This window comes from Streptomyces sp. NPDC034085 (assembly GCF_055575555.1).
The window spans coordinates 314963-332042 of sequence record NZ_JBVISL010000001.1; the positions used below are offsets into that span (position 1 = coordinate 314963).

Here is a 17080-nt window from a genome sequence, read left to right on the forward strand (position 1 = left end):
AAAACTAGCAGGTTCGGTGCCCTGTCGCCCGCTCCTGCCCGCATTTGGCGTGAATCTGCAGGTCAGCGTGATTGTCAGTGGGGGCCGTCACGATGGATCCACGAACGGAAGCAACCAGCAGGCAGCTGAGCACCACCGCAACGACAGGAGGTTCGTCATGGCCACACCGTCCCCGTCCCCTGTCCACCCCGTCCCGCGCCGGTCGGCCGCACCGCCGGCCGCCCTCGACCTGCTCGCCAAGGCCCGCAGCGGCCTGGCCGAGGCGGCCCTGCTGTCCCGGCCCAACGAGCGGTACGCCACCGCCCACCTGGCCGCGCTGCGCGCGGCCGCGGCTGTGCTCGCCGCGCGCGGACGGCCCGAACCGGTGAATCCCCGGCGGCGGCCGCGGATCCGCAGCGCGTGGGAGGTACTGCCGGAGATAGCGCCGGAACTGACCGAGTGGAGCGCGCTGTTCGCCTCCGGCGCGGCCCGCCGGGCCCGGGCCGAGGCGGGGATACCGGATGCGGCGACCTGCCGGGACGCGGACGACCTCGTACGGGAGGCGGGGATGTTCGTACGGCTGGTGGAGCGGATGCTCGCGCTCCAGCCCGTGGCGCAGGCCCTGCCGCTGCCGCGCCCGGAGCGTCCTCACGCCGGATGAGCTGCCCGGTCGGCCGAGGCAATAGGGTGGGTTCCGCACCGCCCCACCCTTACGCGCCGAGGAGCCACCAGCCGTGTCGGACACTTCCCGCCCCCGTGCCTCCCTCCGCACCGCCGTGGTGTGGGAGGTACTCAAGGAGGCCCTCGACCGCCGGGTGAAGGCGTCCGGGCGGGAGGTCCTCGAGGTGCTGGACACCGGCGGCGGCACCGGCAAGTTCGCCGTGCCGGTGGCCCGGCTGGGCCACCGGGTGACCGTGGTCGACCCCAGCCCGAACGCGCTGTTCGGGCTGGAGCGCCGGGTCGCCGAGGCGGGCGTCGCCGACCTGGTGCGCGGGGTCCAGGGCGATGCCCAGGGCCTGCTGGACGTGGTCGGCCGGGACTCGTACGACGTCGTGCTCTGCCACGGCGTGCTGGAGTACGTGGACGACCCGGCCGAGGGCGTGGCCAACGCGGTCGCCGCCCTGCGCCCGGGCGGCGTCCTCAGCCTGCTCGGCGCCGGCGTCGGCGGAGCCGTGCTGGCGCGGGCGCTCGCCGGGCACTTCACCGAGGCCCGCACCGCCCTCACCGACCCGGCCGGACGCTGGGGCTCCGGCGACCCGGTCCCGCGCCGCTTCACCGCCGAGCAGCTGAGCGCGCTGGTCCGCGACGCCGGCCTGGAGGTCGGTGCCGTCCACGGCGTCCGGATCTTCGCCGACCTGGTTCCCGGGGTGCTCGTGGACACCGAGCCCGGGGCGGTCGAGGCGCTGCTGCGTCTGGAGGAGGCCGCCGCCGAGCTGCCCGCCTTCCACGCGGTGGCCACGCAGCTGCACGTCCTGGGCGAGAAGCCCGCCTGATCTGCGGCCTTGCTCGGACGGGCTCCGGCGGATCCCCTCCCATCGGGCGCGCCGACCCGTATGATCGGGTGCACCGGTCGGCATGGCGGACTGCTCATTGGGGAATAAGCGCCTCATTGGCCGCCTTGGCGACGGTACGTTCGAAGCAGCCGTTCGTTCGGCACCGGTTCCGGCGCGCTGGTCGCCAGGCCGGTGGATTGCAGAATGTGGCGTTGAGGGCGGGTATCACGGGGGCGATTCCCCGCCTATCCTGAAGGGGACCCCTGGTCGCTACCCCCCGCGACCGACGGATGAGGAGGACTCCCGTGCCGCTCTCGGAGCACGAGCAGCGAATGCTCGAGCAGATGGAGCGAGCGCTGTACGCCGAAGACCCCAAGTTCGCGACAGCGCTTGAGGGCAGTGGACTGCGCACGTACACCCGGCGACGGGTCTACCAGGCAGTCGTAGGCATTGTGGTGGGTATCGCGCTCCTCATGACTGGTGTGATCTGGCAGGAAGTGCTCTGGATCAGCGTGGTGGGATTCCTCGTCATGCTGGCCTGTACGGTCCTCGTGGTCACCGGTTGGCGCAAGGCACCCAAGCCCGGCGAGCAGCCCGTCTCCGGAAGTTCAGGCGGTGCGGCCCACGGCCGCAACCGGCAGCGTCGGTCGATGATGACCCGTATCGAGGAACGGTGGCAGCGCCGCCGCGACGAGCAGGGGCAGTAGCCCCGCACACACGTACCGGTGAGGGGACGGCCGCGCTCGCGGCCGTCCCCTCACCGTTTCTGCCCACCTGATCGCCGGCGCTGCGGCATGCTGGCCGGATGAGTGTGCTCCCCCTGGTCTTCACCAGCGGCTGGGCCAGCGGGATCAACGCCTACGCCGTGGTCCTGCTGCTCGGCATCTTCGGCGCGACCGGCCTGTCCGACGAGGTTCCGGCGTCGCTCCAGCGCACCGACGTCCTGATCGTCGCGGGCGTGCTGTTCCTGTGCGAGGCGGTGGCCGACAAGATCCCGTACGTGGACTCGCTGTGGGACACGGCCCACACCGTGATCCGGCCCGTCGCCGGCGCGGTGGTCGGCGCCCTCCTCGCCGGGCAGAGCGGCTCGCTCCCCGACCTCGCCGCCGGCGCGGTCGGCGGGTCCACCGCGCTGGCCAGCCACTTCGTCAAGGCCGGCACCCGCATGGCCGTCAACACCTCGCCCGAGCCGTTCACCAACATCGTGCTGAGCACCGCCGAGGACCTGGGCGTGGCCGGCATCGTCACCTTCGCCATGTTCAACCCGCAGGCCGCCGCGGTCATCGCCGCCGTGCTGCTGGCCATCGGCCTGGCCCTGCTGGTCTTCCTGTGGAGCCGGATCCGGCGCTTCCGGCGGCGACGGGCCCAGCGCCGCGAGGAGAAGCGGCTGGCCGCCGCCGCCGGGGCACCGCCCCGCTGACCCGCTGACCTCGCTCGATAGGCTCAGCGGCATGGCAAGAATTGCGGTGATCGGCGCCGGCATGGGCGCGATGGCGACAGCGGCCCGGCTGGCCGTGGCGGGGCACCAGGTGACGGTGTACGAACGCGGATCCACGTACGGCGGCTCCCTCGGCCGGTTCGAACGCGACGGCTTCGCCTTCGACACGGGGCCCGGGGTGCTGCACCTGCCCGCCGTCTACCGCGACCTGTTCGTCAAGACCGGCAAGCGGCCCCTGGAGGACTGCGTCGGGATGGTGCAGCTGGACCCCGCCGTCCGGCACGTCCTGGACGGCGCCGCCGTCACCCTGCCCGGCGCCTCCCGGGGCGGGGTCGCCGCCGCCCTGGACGAGGCCTTCGGAGCGGGCGCGGGCGAACGCTGGAACGCCCTGCTGGGCCGCGCCCGTGACACCTGGGACGCAACCCGCCGCCCCCTGCTCGAGGAGCCGCTGCGCCCCGACTGGCAGGTGCTGGGCCGCGACCCGTACCCGGCGCTGCGCGGGAGCGGCCTGCTGCGCCGCCGTACGCCGACGCTGGCCGAGGTGGCCCGGCGCGAGCTCGGCGGCGGGCTCGGCGAGCTGCTGGCCGGCCGGGTCCTGGCGTACGGGCTGGACCCGGACACCGTGCCCGCCGCGGCGGCCGCGCTGCCGTACATGGAGCAGACCTTCGGGAGCTGGTACGTACGGGGCGGCATGCGCGAGCTGGCCACCGCCGTGTACGAGCGCTGCCGGGAGCGGAAGGTGGAGTTCGTCTTCGGGGCGGCCGTCCGCGCGGTCCTGACCCGCGACGGCCGGGCGGCCGGGGTACGGCTGGCCGACGGCACCGAGGCCGCGGCCGACCAGGTCGTCTGCGGCATCGACCCGAGGCAGCTGCCGGGCGCCTCGGTGCCGCGCGGCGGCGTACCGGCCCGGGGGTCGCAGGTGCCCGGGCGGCTGACGCTGCTGCTGGCCCTGCGCGGCGCCCGCCCGGCGGACGCCGTCCACCGCACGCTGGTGCACTCCCCCGGCTCCGCCGGCGTCCAGCTGGTGACGGTGCTGCGCCCGGACGACCCGGCCACGCGCCCGGACGCGGACCACGAGGCGGTCACGGTGAGCGCCGTGTGCGGGCCCGCGGGCGGTGCGCCGGTCCCGGACCCGGAGAAGCTGCTGGACCTCGCCGCGAAGGCCGTCCCGGGGCTGCGGGGGCGGCTGCTGTGGCAGGAGGTGCGCACCCCGCAGGACGTGGAGGCGGACACGGGCGCGCTCGGCGGTTCGGTGCCGGCGCCCGCGCTGCCGGGGGACGGCGGCCGGCTGCTGTACCCGGCCAACACCACGGCGCTGCCCGGGCTGTACCTCGCGGGCGGCTGGGCGCACCCCGGCGGCGGGCTCGCCCACGCCGGGATGACGGGGGCCCTGGTGGCCGGGCTGATCGTGGAGGGGGCGGGGTTCCGGGGCTCGCAGTGAGCCCCGGCCCGCCGGGCCCGGGCCGGGAACGGCCGCCGCGTCAGTTGCGGTACTGGCCGTACTCCCCGTTGCCCGGGTAGGGGTACGGGTACTCCTGCGGCTGCTGGGGGTCCTGCTCCGGGTAGGGCTGCGGGGCGGCGTCGGTGGCGCGCTGCTGCGGGACCCAGACCCCGCCGGGCGGGGTGTCCATGGAGTACTGCTGCTGGGCCGGGTCACCGTACGGCGGGTAGGCCGCGCCGTCGTAGGGCGGGGCCGGGGAGACCTCGCCGCCGGTGCCGATGTACGGGTCCGAGTAGGCGGCGTAGACCTGCTGGCCGCCCGCGGGGTAGGTGCCGGAGTAGTCGTAGCCGCCCTGGCCCTGTTGCTGGTCGTAGTAGGCCGCGTACTGGTGGGCGTCCTGCTCGGCCGTGGTGAACGGCGAGGCGAAGGGCGTCTCGGCGCCGGGCTGCTGGGGCGCCGGAGGCTGCTGGGGCTGCTGGGGGACGAAGCTCTGTATCCCGTACGAGCCGGTCTCCTCGGGCACCGGCTGCGGGGTGAACACCGCGTCCTCGGCGCCCGTGTCCCCGGCGGGGCCCGTGGCCTCGGAGCCGTACTCCAGCGAGGTGACCTCCAGCGCGGGCTCCGGGCGCGGCGCGCCCCCGGAGCGGCGGCGTCTGCCCTGCGGCTCCGGCGGTGCGGGCCGCCCGCGGCGCAGCGACCATCCGGCCACGAAGCCCTTGCGGAAGGAGAGCGTGACCAGGGTCTGGCCGACGGCGAACGCGGTCGCGCCGACGGCGATCACGAGCACCGACGGCAGCACCACCCCGGCCACCACGCCGACGAAGCCGGTGAAGGCGAGCAGGCGCCAGCGCAGCCGGGCCTTGTACTGCATCAGGACCTCGGCAAGCAGCCACAGCGCGACGATGCCGAACGCGATGTAGAGGACCGTCATTCCCATGCAAGGCCCCTCTCGGTACGGCCGCCGCGCGGGAAGAGGAGACGGCCGGTCAGGCCCGCTGGTGCAGGCCCAGGTTCTCGTAGATCTCGAGGGTCGCCGTGGAATTGTTCAGCGTGATGAAGTGCAGCCCCGGGACACCCTCGGACAGCAGCCGCGCGCAGAACTCCGTGGCGAACTCGATGCCAATGGAGCGTACAGCGGCCGGATCGTCCTTGACGGCGAGCATGCGTTCTTTGACCGCGTCGGGGAAGACCGCGGTGCTCAGCTGGGGCAGCCGGTCGAGCTGCTTGATGCCCACAACAGGCATGACCTCGGGGATGATCGGGGTCTCGCAGCCCGCCTTCGCGACGCTGTCGCGCAGCCGCAGATAATTCTCCGGGTCGAAGAACATCTGGGTGATGGCGTAGTCCGCGCCGGCGCGGCACTTGTCCACGAAGTGCCGGATGTCCGAGTCCCAGTCCGCCGAGCGCGGGTGCATCTCGGGGAAGGCGGCGACGCCGACGCAGAAGTCGCCGGACTCCTTCAGCAGCCGGACCAGGTCGGCCGCGTAGTCCACGCCCTCGGGGTGCCTGACCCAGGGGCCCATGGGGTCGCCCGGCGGGTCGCCGCGCAGCGCGAGCATGTTGCGGATGCCGGCGTCGGCGAACTGGCCGATGACGTGCCGCAGCTCGGCGACGGAGTGGTCCACCGCGGTCAGGTGCGCGACGGGCGTCAGGGTGGTGTCGGCGGCGATCTGCTGGGTGGCGCGGACGGTGCCGCCCCGGGTGGAGCCGCCGGCTCCGTACGTCACGGAGACGAAGCTCGGGGAGACCGCCTCGATCCGGCGGAGCGCGTTCCAGAGGTTGCGCTCGCCCTTCTCGGTCTTGGGAGCCCAGAACTCGAAGGAATACGAGGCTCCGGACGCGAGGAGGTCGCGGACCGTGTGCGCACGATCCGACCAGGTGGAAGCGGTACCAAGGGCCATACCGGCAGGTTAGACGGGCCCCGGCGGGCGCCGAAGCGATGTCCATCCCTTGGACAGATTTTTGGACACCCTGAGACGCGGACGCGCCCGCCCGGACTCCCGGGCGCGCTCCGCCGTCAGGCGAGACGGGCGCGGACCCGCTTGGCGAGTTCGGCGGCCGCGGCGCCGGGGTCGGCGGCCTCGGTGAGGGCGCGGACGACGACCACGCGGGTGGCGCCGGCGTCCAGGACCTCGTCCAGGTTGGAGCCGTCGATGCCGCCGATCGCGAACCACGGGCGGTCCTGGGCGAGGGAGGCCGCGTACCGGACGAGGTCGAGGCCGGGGGCGTGCCGGCCGGGCTTGGTGGGGGTGGGCCAGCAGGGGCCGGTGCAGAAGTAGTCGACGCCGGCCTCGGCGACGGCGGCGTCGACCTCGGACTCGGCGTGGCAGGAGCGGCCCACCAGGACCCGGTCGCCGAGGATGGCGCGGGCCGCGGGGACGGGTATGTCCCCCTGGCCGAGGTGCAGGACGTCGGAGCCGATGGCGTGCGCGACGTCGGCGCGGTCGTTGACGGCGAGGAGCTTGCCGTGGCGGCGGGCGGCCTCGGCGAAGACCTGGAGGTGTTCGAGTTCCTCGCCCGCCTCCATGCCCTTGTCGCGGAGCTGGACGATGTCTACCCCGCCGGCCAGGACGGCGTCGAGGAACTCGGGGAGGTCGCCCTGCCGCTTGCGCGCGTCCGTGCACAGGTAGAGCCGGGCGTCGGACAGCTGCTGCATGGGAGTACCCCCGTGGTCGTGGCGGTGTGCGGGCCGACGGGGTCGGCCCGCACACCTGTGGATCAGCCGGTCAGAGGGCGAGCGCCTGGGCGCGGCGCTTGACCTCCGTGCCGCGATTCTCGCGCAGCGCCTGCACGGGGGTGCCGGGCAGGGTCGGATCCTCGGTGAACAGCCACTCCAGCATCTCCTCGTCGGAGAAGCGGTCGTCGCGCAGCACGGTCAGCAGTCCGACGAGCCCCTTGACGACCTTGTCTCCGTCGATGAACTGCGCCGGAACCTGCAGGGCGCGGTTCTCGCCCCGGCGTACGGCGATCAGCTGCCCTTCCTTGACCATCTGGCGGACCCGGGTCACCTCGATGTCGAGCATCTCCGCGATGTCGGGGAGGTACAGCCAGGAGGGGACTAGGGCATCGATCTTTGCGTCAATCTCGGTCACGGGCACAAGCCTGCCACTTCGGACGGGCAGCCGGTACCCGGCCCCGTCCGTCCGGGTCCGGGAGGCGTCCGTCCGGGGCCGGGCAGCCGTCGGGCCGGGCCCTGGCAGCCGTCAGGCCAGGGCCGATTTCAGCGGAACGGCCGGGTCCGCGACCTTGGCCGGATCGAGGGGCGCGGCGGTCTCGATCAGCCGGCGGCCCTGGGCCAGGTCCCGGGGGCGGCCCACGGCCAGGACGGCGGTCAGCGCTCCCCCGCGCAGCCAGCACACCGACCAGGCGGGACCGGCCGGGTCGCCGCGCCACAGCAGCGTGTCGGACCCGCCGTGGTGGCCGGCGTACTGGACGAAGCGGCCGAACTGCTCGGACCAGAAGTACGGCACCGGGTCGTAGGCCTGGACGGGCTCCCCGGCGAGGATGTTCGCCGCGACGGTCCGGGGCCCCTGGAGGGCGTTGTCCCAGTGGTGGACCAGCAGCCTCGTCCCGTAGCGGGCCGAGGGGAAGGAGGAGCAGTCGCCGACCGCGTAGACGTCCGGCAGGGAGGTGCGCAGGTGGGCGTCCGCGGTGACGGAGCCGTCGGGGCCGAGCTCGACGCCGGTGCCGGCGAGCCAGTCGGTGGCGGGCCGGGCGCCGATGCCGACGACGACGGCCCCGGCGGGCAGCTCGCGGCCGTCCGCCAGCAGGACCCGGCCCTCCTCGATCCCGGCGACCCTGGCCCCGGTGAGCAGGGCGGCGCCGGCCTCGGCGTACCACCGGGCCATCGGGGCGGCGACCTCGGCGGGCAGGGCGCCCGGCAGCACCCGGTCCGCGGCCTCGACCACCGTCACGGCGCAGCCGGCCTCGCGGGCCGCCGTGGCGAACTCGGCGCCGATCCAGCCGGCGCCGACGACCACGGTCGCCGGGGCCGCCGCCAGCACGGGGCGCAGCCGGGCGGCGTCGTCGAGGGTGCGCAGCAGGTGGACCCCCGGGACCCCCTCGGTGCCCGGCAGGGTCAGCGGCCGCGCGCCGGTGGCCAGCACGAGGGCCTCGTACGGGACCGGGCCGGACTCGGTGTCGACCTCGCGGTCCGCCGCCCGCAGCCCGGTGACCTCGGTACCGAGGCGCAGGTCGATGCGCAGCCCCTCGAAGTCCACCTCGAACGCGGAGTCCTCGGCCTTGCCGAGCAGCACCGCCTTGGACAGCGGGGGCCGGTCGTAGGGCTGGTGGGGTTCGGCGCCCAGCAGGGTCACGGGGCCTTCGTAGCCCTGTTCCCGCAGGGCCACGGCGGTCTGCACGCCGGCCATTCCGGCGCCGGTGATCACGACGCCGGGCTTCGTCTGTTCCGTCTGCTCACTCACGTGCCCACCCTAGTGAACTGACGGCCCGTCAGGAACAGGGGGCGCCGAAGCGGGGCGCCGGCGCCGGGGAGGCAGCCTTACCCGGCTGCGGCCCCGGGGTTTAGTCTGGCCACCGTACCTATCGCGGGAGCCCGGGCGGACCGGGCTGAGAGGGAGGCTGGCCGGCCTCCGACCGTACGAACCTGATCCGGGTCATGCCGGCGAAGGGAGGGGCTGGACGCCCATGCACTCATCCCGTAACGGATCCGGCGGGGGATCCGACGTCCTCGTCATCGGGGGCGGCATCATCGGCCTGGTCACGGCCTGGCGGGCGGCCCGGCGCGGGCTGCGCACCGCCCTGGCCGACCCGGACCCCGGCGGCGGAGCCGCCCGCGTCGCGGCCGGCATGCTGGCCGCCGTCACCGAGCTGCACTACGGCGAGGAGACCCTGCTCGGCCTCAACGTCGCCTCCGCCGACCGCTACCCCGAGTTCGCCGCCGAGCTCACCGAAGCCAGCGGCGGCATGGACCTCGGCTACCGGGCCTGCGGCACCCTCGCCGTCGCCCTCGACGCCGACGACCGCCTCCACCTGCGGGAACTGCACGCCCTCCAGCGCCGCTGCGGCCTGGAGTCGCAGTGGCTCACCGGCCGCGAGTGCCGCCGCCTGGAGCCGATGCTGGCCCCCGGAGTACGCGGCGGGCTGCGCGTCGACGGGGACCACCAGGTCGATCCGCGCCGGCTCGCGGCGGCGCTGCTGGCCGCCTGCGAGCGGGCGGGCGTCGCGATCCACCGGGCGCGCGCGGAGCGGCTCCTCGTCACCGCCGACCGGGCGGCCGGGGCGCTGCTCGACGACGGCACGCGGCTGCGCGCCGACCAGGTGGTGCTGGCCGCGGGCTCGCTCAGCGGCCGGCTGGCCGGCGTACCGGACGAGGCCCGCCCGCCCGTACGGCCGGTGAAGGGGCAGGTGCTGCGGCTCGCGGTGCCCGCCGCGTACGCTCCGTTCCTGTCCCGGACGGTACGGGCCGTCGTGCGCGGCAGCCACGTCTACCTCGTGCCGCGCGAGAACGGCGAACTCGTCGTCGGAGCCACCAGCGAGGAACTCGGCTGGGACACCACGGTCACCGCCGGCGGCGTGTACGAGCTGCTGCGCGACGCCCACGAGCTGGTACCCGGCATCACCGAGCTCCCGCTGGTCGAGACCCGGGCGGGCCTGCGCCCCGGCTCCCCCGACAACGCCCCGCTGCTCGGCCCGACCGAGCTGCCCGGCCTGCACCTGGCCACCGGGCACTACCGCAACGGGGTGCTGCTGACCCCGCTCACCGGCGACGTGATGGCGGAGCTGCTGGCCACCGGCGCCGTGCCGGAGATCGCCCGCCCCTTCACCCCGCGCCGGTTCTCCCCCACGCGTCAGGAGTCTTTCGCATGACCATCTCCGTCAACGGCGAGCCGCGCGAGGTCGCGGCCGGCACCACCCTCGACGCGGTGGTCGCCACCCTCACCACCGCGCCCTCCGGCGTCGCCGCCGCGCTCAACGAGACCGTCGTCCCGCGCGGCCAGTGGCCGACGACGCCGGTGGACGAGGGCGACCGGATCGAGATCCTCACCGCGGTCCAGGGAGGCTGAGCGCGATGGCTGACGACGTCTTCACCCTGGGCGGCCGGACCTTCTCCTCCCGGCTGATCATGGGCACCGGCGGGGCCCCGAGCCTGGACGTCCTGGAACGCGCCCTGGTCGCCTCCGGCACCGAGCTGACCACGGTCGCCATGCGCCGCCTGGACCCGACGGTGCAGGGCTCGGTCCTGTCCGTCCTGTCCAAGCTGGGCATCGCCGTCCTGCCCAACACGGCGGGCTGCTTCACGGCCGGCGAGGCCGTGCTCACGGCCCGGCTGGCGCGGGAGGCGCTCGGCACGGACTGGATCAAGCTGGAGGTCGTCGCGGACGAGCGCACCCTGCTGCCCGACGGCGTCGAGCTGCTGGACGCCGCCGAGGTCCTGGTCGACGAGGGCTTCACGGTGCTGCCGTACACGAACGACGACCCGGTCCTCGCCCGGAAGCTGGAAGACGTGGGCTGCGCGGCGATCATGCCGCTGGGGTCGCCGATCGGCTCGGGCATGGGCATCCGGAACCCGCACAACTTCGAGCTGATCGTCGAGCGCGCCGGGGTCCCGGTGATCCTCGACGCGGGCGCGGGCACGGCGTCGGACGCGGCCCTGGCGATGGAGCTGGGCTGCGCTGGGGTGATGCTGGCCTCGGCGGTGACGCGCGCGCAGCAGCCGGTCCTGATGGCGGCGGCGATGCGGGACGCCGTCTCGGCGGGCCGCCTGGCCCACCGCGCGGGCCGCATCCCCCAACGCCGCTTCGCCGAAGCCTCGTCCCCGGCGGAGGGGCGGGCTGCGCTGGACCCGGAACGTCCGGCGTTCTGAGGGGCGGGGGTACGAAGCTTGCGGCGCGGGCCCGCTCTCTCCCCCTCGAGGGGGTGGGGGCCGGTCGGTGGCTGCCCACCCGCCCCCGGGTGCGGGTGGGTGTGCCGGGGAGCGGGAGCCCCTCGGGCGGCATCACAGCCGGTTCGGGGGTTTCCCGTCAGTCCCATCGTCATTCCGTGTCGTGCCGGCCCGTCAAGGGCGCTCCTTCGTCGCGTCGCTACGCGATTTCGCTGCGCTCAACCCTTGACCGACCGACCCGCCCCGGAAAGCCGAAAGACTGCCGGGAACCCCCCAAAAGAACGGTCACCAGGGACACGTCCGAGGAGCGGGTCCCTCAGGGACGAGGCGAGGGGCCGGGGGCATGGCCTCCCGGGCATCCGGGCCCGCCCATGGCCCAGCCCAGTGCCGGGGGCCCGGCTACCGGCACGAAATGCTGACCACACCCCCCTGCGGAGCCCCCCGGACGCAGCAGACCGCTACGCGCTCTTCTCGGCTTTGCGTCCGACGGCCGTCTTGGGCTGCTCTCTGCACCACTTGGTGAGGGGAGCAGCGCGGGAAGCGGCCCCTCGTACGAGGCGTCCCGGCTCGAAGAGAAGAACTCGTAGCGGCTGAGCCACACCCCCGAGAACGTCTCCTGACCCGTCTGCGCGCCTCCAACGGCAGGCGTGACACACCAGTTGTGGCACCGGCCTCCATGTCATGTCCTCCCTTCCCGTCTGCGTGAACTCGCGCCATGGGCACCGGCAGGGCGAACCTCAACGCCTCGACCGGACGGCCAGTGACCCGTTCCAAGGCCCTGGCGTACACGCCCCTAGGGTGCTTTAGGTTGGCTGACGTGAGTGCGCGGGAGCAGAGTTACCGATACGTCGGACCGGTTGAGCTGAAGGCTGCGGTCCGGCCTGGCAGCGGCGGGTGCCGGATCGGTTCGGCGGCTGACTTCGACGGCTGGATCGCTGGGCGATCGGCGGCAGAACTGACTGAACCGTTCACCTTCGTGGTCGGCATGGACGGTGTGCTGCGGCTGGCGCCGCGCCAGAGTGAGCACGTGGCCTGCGCCGGCGGGGGCATGGTTCTGAGCGCCGGCGAGATCGGCTTCATGCGCGAGGCAGACCGGTGGACCGTGAACGAGGTCAGTAACCAGTCCACCGGATACTGCCCGGATGTCACCTCCTGGTCGGCAGTCGCTCGTGCTCTGGACGACGTAGAACTTGGACGGCCCTCCGGCTTCACCCATGAGGTGGTGTTCCGGCGGTGCCCCGACTGCCAGGAGCACAACATCGTGCGCGAGGACGACTTTGTCTGCGTCTTCTGCGGTGGCGATCTGCCGCAGACGTGGAATGTGGATCCCGCCGTATGACGGCCGGGGGCCACAGCCACTCGTTGGGCATGCCCCTGGCCCCTCGCCTCGTCCCTGACGGGGCCGCTCCTGGGACCTCTCCCTGGTGACCGTTCTTTTGGGGGCTTCCCGGCAGTCTTTCGGCTTTCCGGGGCGGGACGGTCGGTCAAGGGTTGAGCGCAGCGAAATCGCGAAGCGACGCGACGAAGGAGCGCCCTTGAGGGACCGGCCCGAACCGGAATGACGATGGGACTGACGGGAAACCCCCAAACCCTTCCTGACACCGCCCCACCGAAACCCCGGCCCCCTCACCCCCGCCCCGCCTCCGCCCCGCGAGCCCTCATGTCACGGCTGCGCTGCAAGCGTGGACGCCCCGGACGGGTCGTGCGCGTCGGCTCGTAGAATCGCCGGGTGGATACGACCCTGGATGACCCCCTCGTCGGGCGCGTGCTCGACGGCCGCTACCGCGTAGAAGCCCGCATCGCGGCCGGCGGCATGGCGACGGTCTACCGGGCCGTCGACACCCGCCTCGACCGGGTACTCGCGCTCAAGATCATGCACCCGGCGCTCGCCGCCGACGCCGCCTTCGTCGACCGCTTCATCCGCGAGGCGAAGTCCGTTGCCCGCCTCGCCCACCCCAACGTCGTCGCCGTCTTCGACCAGGGCACCGACGGACCGTTCACCTACCTCGCCATGGAGTACGTCTCCGGCTGCACCCTGCGCGACGTCCTGCGCGAGCGCGGCGCGCTCCAGCCCCGGGCCGCGCTCGACATCCTCGAACCGGTCCTCGCCGCCCTCGGCACCGCCCACCGCGCCGGGTTCGTGCACCGGGACATGAAGCCCGAGAACGTCCTGATCGGCGACGACGGCAGGGTCAAGGTCGCCGACTTCGGCCTGGTCCGCTCCGTGGACTCGGCCACCCACACCACCGACTCCGTCCTCGGCACCGTCTCCTACCTCGCGCCCGAGCAGATCGAGGACGGGGTCACCGACACCCGCGTGGACGTCTACGCCTGCGGTGTCGTCCTGTACGAGATGCTCACCGGCTCCAAGCCGCACCCCGGCGGCACCCCCGCGCAGGTGCTCTACCAGCACCTCAACGAGGACGTCCCGCCCCCGTCGGCCGCCGTGCCCGGCCTGCCCGCCGCCCTCGACGAGCTGGTCGCGCACGCCGCCGCCCGCAGCCCCGAGCTGCGCCCCTTCGACGCCGCCGCCCTGCTGGGCCTGGTGCTGGAGGCCCGTGCGCGGCTCAGCGAGGCCGAACTGGACGCCGTACCGCCGCAGGCGCGCGCCGCGGAGCGGTCCGCCGCCGAGGACCGCACCAGCGTGATCCCGCGGCCGGTCGGCCAGGGCACGCCGGTGCACCACACCTCCCGCCTGGAGCGCCCGCACACCGTCACCGAGGCCCACGAGCCGGGTCCCGTCCGGCGGCGGCCGCCCCGGCGCGGGTTGTTCCTGGTCATCGCGGGGATCCTGCTGGCCCTCGGCGTCGGCAGCGGAGTCTGGTACATCAACTCCGGGCAGTTCACCAAGGTCCCCAACCTCCTCGGCAAGACGGAGGCCCAGGCCCGCTCGGAGCTCTCCGCCGCCGGCCTGGGCGTCAAGAAGGTCGACCGGAAGTTCAGCGAGGCCTTCGACCGCGGGACGGTGATGGAGACCAGCCCCGGCGGCGGCAGGCGGATCCGCGGCAACGACGCGGTCACCCTCACGGTCTCGCGCGGCCCCGAGATGGTCAGCGTGCCCGACCTGAAGGGCCGGCCGCTGGAGGAGGCCAAGGGGGAGCTGACGAAGGCGGGGCTGGCGCCCGGCATCGTCACCCAGGCCTTCAGCCAGGACGTCGCCCAGGGCTCGGTGATCGGCACCGACCCGGCGGGCGGCCAGAAGCGGGCCCCCGACACCGCGGTCGCGCTCCTCGTCAGCAAGGGCCGCCCCGTGCCGGTCCCGAGCGTCACCGGCAAGCCCGTGGAGCAGGCCCGGGCCGCGCTGGAGGCCGTCGGCCTGAAGGTGGCGACGGCCGCCGACCAGGTCAGCTCCCCCTCGCCGGCCGGTACGGTGGCCAACCAGTCGGCCGCCGCGGGCACCCAGGCAGCCGCGGGCGACACGGTCACGCTGACCCTGTCCAAGGGCCCGCGCCAGGTCCCGGTTCCGGACGTCACCGGCCAGGACGTGGACGCCGCCCGCAAGGCCCTGGAGGCCCTCGGGTTCAAGGTGAAGGTGGACCGCCCCTTCCTCTCCTTCAGCAGCACGGTGGACACGCAGTCGGTGCCCGCGGGGCAGAGCGCCCCCGAGGGCAGCACGATCACCGTCAAGACCAAGGGACTGTGACAGAGCAGTGATACGCAATCCCGTGGGCGGGCACGTCCCCGTCGCCGGCGGGCTGGCTTCGGTCGGCCTCGGCTACGCCCGGGAGCTGGGCGCCGAGGCCGTACAGGTCTTCGTCGCCAACCCGCGCGGCTGGGCCACCCCGACCGGCAACCCGGCGCAGGACGAGCTGTTCCGCGCCCGGTGCGCCGAGGAGTCGATCCCGGCGTACGTGCACGCCCCCTACCTGATCAACTTCGGCTCGCACACCGAGGCGACCGTCGAGAAGTCGGTGGAGTCCCTGCGGCACTCGCTGCGCCGGGCCCGTGAGATCGGCGCGCTCGGCGTGGTCGTGCACACCGGCTCCGCCACCGGGGGCCGCCCCCGCGAGGCCGCGTACGCGCAGGTCAGGGAGCACATGCTGCCGCTGCTGGACGAGCTGACGCACGACGACGACCCCTTCCTGCTGCTGGAGTCCACGGCGGGGCAGGGCTCCTCGCTGTGCTCGCGCACCTGGGACTTCGGCCCGTACTTCGAGGCCCTCGACCGGCACGAGAAGCTCGGCATCTGTCTGGACACCTGCCACATCTTCGCGGCCGGGCACGACCTCGCCGAGCCCGGCGGCACGAAGCAGACGCTGGACCTGCTGGTGGACACCGTCGGCCCGGGCCGGCTGAAGCTGGTCCACGCCAACGACTCCAAGGAGGGCGTCGGCGCCCACAAGGACCGGCACGCCAACATCGGCCAGGGCCACATCGGCCGGGAGGCCTTCGCCGAGCTGTTCTCGCACCCGGAGACGGACGGCGTACCGCTGGTCATCGAGACGCCGGGCGGCAAGGAGGGGCACGCGGCGGACGTGGCGCTGCTGAAGGAGCTGCGCGACCTCCACTGACGGGCTCACCATGCGTTGAGGAATACCCAGGGGGGGTATACGGTTCTGGTCATCGACGGGACCGCTGCCAGGCGTTTCCTGGGACCTTCAGGGGGTTGTCATGGAGCACGCACACGCCGACCACGGGAACCACGGCCACGGCCACGGCCACGGCCACGGCGGCAAGGTCAGCTGGGCCATGGCCGCCAAGGCCACCCTGCACTGCCTCACCGGCTGCGCCATCGGCGAGGTGCTCGGCATGATCATCGGTACCGCGCTGGGCTGGGGGAACGTCCCGACGATGATCCTGGCGATCGCCCTCGCGTTCTTCTTCGGCTACGCGCTCACCCTGCGCGGGATCCTCGCCGCCGGCGTGGACTTCCGTTCGGCCGTCCGGGTGGCGCTGGCCGCGGACACCCTGTCGATCGCCGTGATGGAGCTGATCGACAACGGGGTGATCGCCCTGTGGCCGGGCGCCATGGACGCCCACCTGTCGGAGCCGCTGTTCTGGACGGTGCTGGCACTCTCGCTCGCCATCGCCTTCGTCGTGACGACGCCGGTCAACAAGTGGATGATCGGCCGCGGCAAGGGACACGCGGTCGTCCACCAGTACCACCACTAGCCCTGGCAGCCCGGCTACAGCTCCGGACCGTCGCCCGGCTCCTCCTGGTACGAGTAGCGCTGCTCGCGCCAGGGGTCGCCGATGTTGTGGTAGCCGCGCTCCTCCCAGAAGCCCCGGCGGTCGGCGGTCATGTACTCGACGCCGCGGACCCACTTGGGGCCCTTCCACGCGTACAGGTGCGGGACCACCAGCCGCAGCGGGAAGCCGTGTTCGGCCGTCAGCAGTTCGCCTCCCATGTGGGTGGCGAAGACGGTCCGCTCGGAGGCGAAATCGGCCAGTCTCATGTTGGAGCTGAAGCCGTACTCGGCCCACACCATGACGTGCGTGACCTGCGGCGCAGGCGGGGCCAGGGCCAGAACCGTACGGGCCAGCACACCGCCCCATTCGGCACCCGGCATGCTGAACTTGGTGACGCAGTGCAGGTCCGCCACGACCGAGTCGAAGGGCAGCGCCGCGAACTCCTCGTGGTTCCAGCAGTGCTTCTCGCCGTCGGCGGTCGCGCCGAAGACGCGGAACTCCCAGCGGTCCGGCTTGAACTTGGGCACGGGACCGTAATGGGTGACGGGCCAACCCCTCTGCAACCGCTGCCCCGGAGGGAGCTCGAGCTGCTCTGCTCCCGGAGATTCCCGGCTTTCCGGCTGACCCATGCCTCCATGGTGACAGACGTGGCGGGGTGGTCACGACCAGGTACGACCCGATTCGGGCAAGTCACGGCAACTCCCACTAAGGAGGCACTTACTGGACGCCCCAGGGCGGCAGTGCAAGGATGCGCG

Annotated in this window: 18 protein-coding genes, 1 pseudogene and 1 riboswitch; of the genes and pseudogenes, 12 read left to right on the forward strand and 7 right to left on the reverse strand. The window is 73.4% G+C overall.

All coding sequences use genetic code 11. The features are described 5' to 3' along the window. The first annotated feature begins 157 nt into the window (after positions 1–157). The 5 genes from ACZ501_RS01480 to ACZ501_RS01500 all read left to right on the forward strand — a co-directional run bounded on the left by ACZ501_RS01480 (position 158) and on the right by ACZ501_RS01500 (position 4351). Entirely contained in the window at positions 158–640 is a 483-nt protein-coding gene (locus ACZ501_RS01480) for an SAV_6107 family HEPN domain-containing protein (protein ID WP_361610492.1), read from the forward strand. Between the two features lie 73 nt (positions 641–713). Continuing rightward, entirely contained in the window at positions 714–1472 is a 759-nt protein-coding gene (locus ACZ501_RS01485) for a methyltransferase (RefSeq protein ID WP_361610494.1), read from the forward strand. Positions 1473–1777: 305 nt separating this feature from the next. Next, complete coding sequence (locus ACZ501_RS01490; RefSeq protein ID WP_361610496.1) at positions 1778–2179, forward strand: DUF3040 domain-containing protein; 402 nt, start codon at positions 1778–1780, stop codon at positions 2177–2179. A 98-nt stretch (positions 2180–2277) separates the two neighbouring features. Next, positions 2278–2892 (forward strand): DUF4126 domain-containing protein, encoded by a 615-nt coding sequence (locus tag ACZ501_RS01495; RefSeq protein ID WP_468791662.1) that lies wholly within the window; start codon positions 2278–2280, stop codon positions 2890–2892. 31 nt (positions 2893–2923) lie between these two features. Continuing rightward, positions 2924–4351 carry a phytoene desaturase family protein gene (locus ACZ501_RS01500; RefSeq protein ID WP_362464420.1) on the forward strand — a complete coding sequence of 476 codons (1428 nt, stop codon included), beginning with the start codon at positions 2924–2926 and terminating at the stop codon, positions 4349–4351. 40 nt (positions 4352–4391) lie between these two features. On the opposite strand, the gene ACZ501_RS01505 is transcribed toward ACZ501_RS01500, so the two are convergent. From ACZ501_RS01505 to ACZ501_RS01525, 5 genes are all read right to left on the reverse strand, one after another. Further along, positions 4392–5288, reverse strand: coding sequence for a hypothetical protein (locus tag ACZ501_RS01505; RefSeq protein WP_361611292.1), 897 nt, complete (start codon positions 5286–5288; stop codon positions 4392–4394). Positions 5289–5337: 49 nt separating this feature from the next. After that, positions 5338–6252, reverse strand: coding sequence for a methylenetetrahydrofolate reductase [NAD(P)H] (gene metF / locus ACZ501_RS01510; protein WP_361611294.1), 915 nt, complete (start codon positions 6250–6252; stop codon positions 5338–5340). A gap of 116 nt (positions 6253–6368) precedes the next feature. Then, the gene (thiE, locus tag ACZ501_RS01515) at positions 6369–7007 is read right to left on the reverse strand and encodes a thiamine phosphate synthase (protein WP_468791665.1); all 639 of its coding nucleotides are present in this window, start codon (positions 7005–7007) and stop codon (positions 6369–6371) included. Positions 7008–7077: 70 nt separating this feature from the next. Further along, positions 7078–7443 carry an Rv2175c family DNA-binding protein gene (locus ACZ501_RS01520; protein ID WP_267035306.1) on the reverse strand — a complete coding sequence of 122 codons (366 nt, stop codon included), beginning with the start codon at positions 7441–7443 and terminating at the stop codon, positions 7078–7080. A 111-nt stretch (positions 7444–7554) separates the two neighbouring features. Further along, entirely contained in the window at positions 7555–8775 is a 1221-nt protein-coding gene (locus tag ACZ501_RS01525) for an NAD(P)/FAD-dependent oxidoreductase (protein WP_468791668.1), read from the reverse strand. 113 nt (positions 8776–8888) lie between these two features. Further along, positions 8889–9001: riboswitch (TPP riboswitch) on the forward strand. Between ACZ501_RS01525 and thiO the strand changes: the two genes are divergently transcribed. From thiO to ACZ501_RS01540, 3 genes are all read left to right on the forward strand, one after another. After that, positions 8999–10180, forward strand: coding sequence for a glycine oxidase ThiO (thiO, locus tag ACZ501_RS01530; protein ID WP_361611022.1), 1182 nt, complete (start codon positions 8999–9001; stop codon positions 10178–10180). Its footprint overlaps the riboswitch before it by 3 nt. Continuing rightward, positions 10177–10377: a sulfur carrier protein ThiS gene (thiS, locus tag ACZ501_RS01535; RefSeq protein ID WP_468791671.1), complete on the forward strand. Its 201-nt coding sequence runs from the start codon at positions 10177–10179 to the stop codon at positions 10375–10377. The genes thiO and thiS overlap by 4 nt, the downstream gene beginning before the upstream one ends. Before the next feature lie 5 nt (positions 10378–10382). After that, on the forward strand, positions 10383–11177 hold the full coding sequence (locus ACZ501_RS01540; RefSeq protein ID WP_362465919.1) for a thiazole synthase: 795 nt from the start codon (positions 10383–10385) through the stop codon (positions 11175–11177). Positions 11178–11739: 562 nt separating this feature from the next. On the opposite strand, the pseudogene ACZ501_RS01545 reads toward ACZ501_RS01540, so the two are convergent. Further along, positions 11740–12011 (reverse strand): annotated as a pseudogene (locus ACZ501_RS01545) (XRE family transcriptional regulator); the annotation flags it as partial. Position 12012: 1 nt separating this feature from the next. On the opposite strand from ACZ501_RS01545, the gene ACZ501_RS01550 reads away from it, so the two are divergent. The 4 genes from ACZ501_RS01550 to ACZ501_RS01565 all read left to right on the forward strand — a co-directional run bounded on the left by ACZ501_RS01550 (position 12013) and on the right by ACZ501_RS01565 (position 16307). Next, positions 12013–12534 carry a hypothetical protein gene (locus ACZ501_RS01550; protein ID WP_468791674.1) on the forward strand — a complete coding sequence of 174 codons (522 nt, stop codon included), beginning with the start codon at positions 12013–12015 and terminating at the stop codon, positions 12532–12534. Between the two features lie 390 nt (positions 12535–12924). Continuing rightward, entirely contained in the window at positions 12925–14838 is a 1914-nt protein-coding gene (gene pknB, locus ACZ501_RS01555; protein WP_468791675.1) for a Stk1 family PASTA domain-containing Ser/Thr kinase, read from the forward strand. A 10-nt stretch (positions 14839–14848) separates the two neighbouring features. Beyond that, complete coding sequence (locus ACZ501_RS01560) at positions 14849–15706, forward strand: deoxyribonuclease IV (protein WP_361608665.1); 858 nt, start codon at positions 14849–14851, stop codon at positions 15704–15706. A 100-nt stretch (positions 15707–15806) separates the two neighbouring features. Continuing rightward, positions 15807–16307, forward strand: a complete 501-nt coding sequence (locus tag ACZ501_RS01565) for a DUF4396 domain-containing protein (RefSeq protein WP_468791677.1) — start codon at positions 15807–15809, stop codon at positions 16305–16307. Between the two features lie 14 nt (positions 16308–16321). Here ACZ501_RS01565 and ACZ501_RS01570 read toward each other — a convergent pair whose 3' ends face one another. After that, positions 16322–16954 (reverse strand): sulfite oxidase-like oxidoreductase, encoded by a 633-nt coding sequence (locus ACZ501_RS01570; RefSeq protein ID WP_361608654.1) that lies wholly within the window; start codon positions 16952–16954, stop codon positions 16322–16324. Between the last annotated feature and the right edge of the window lie 126 nt (positions 16955–17080).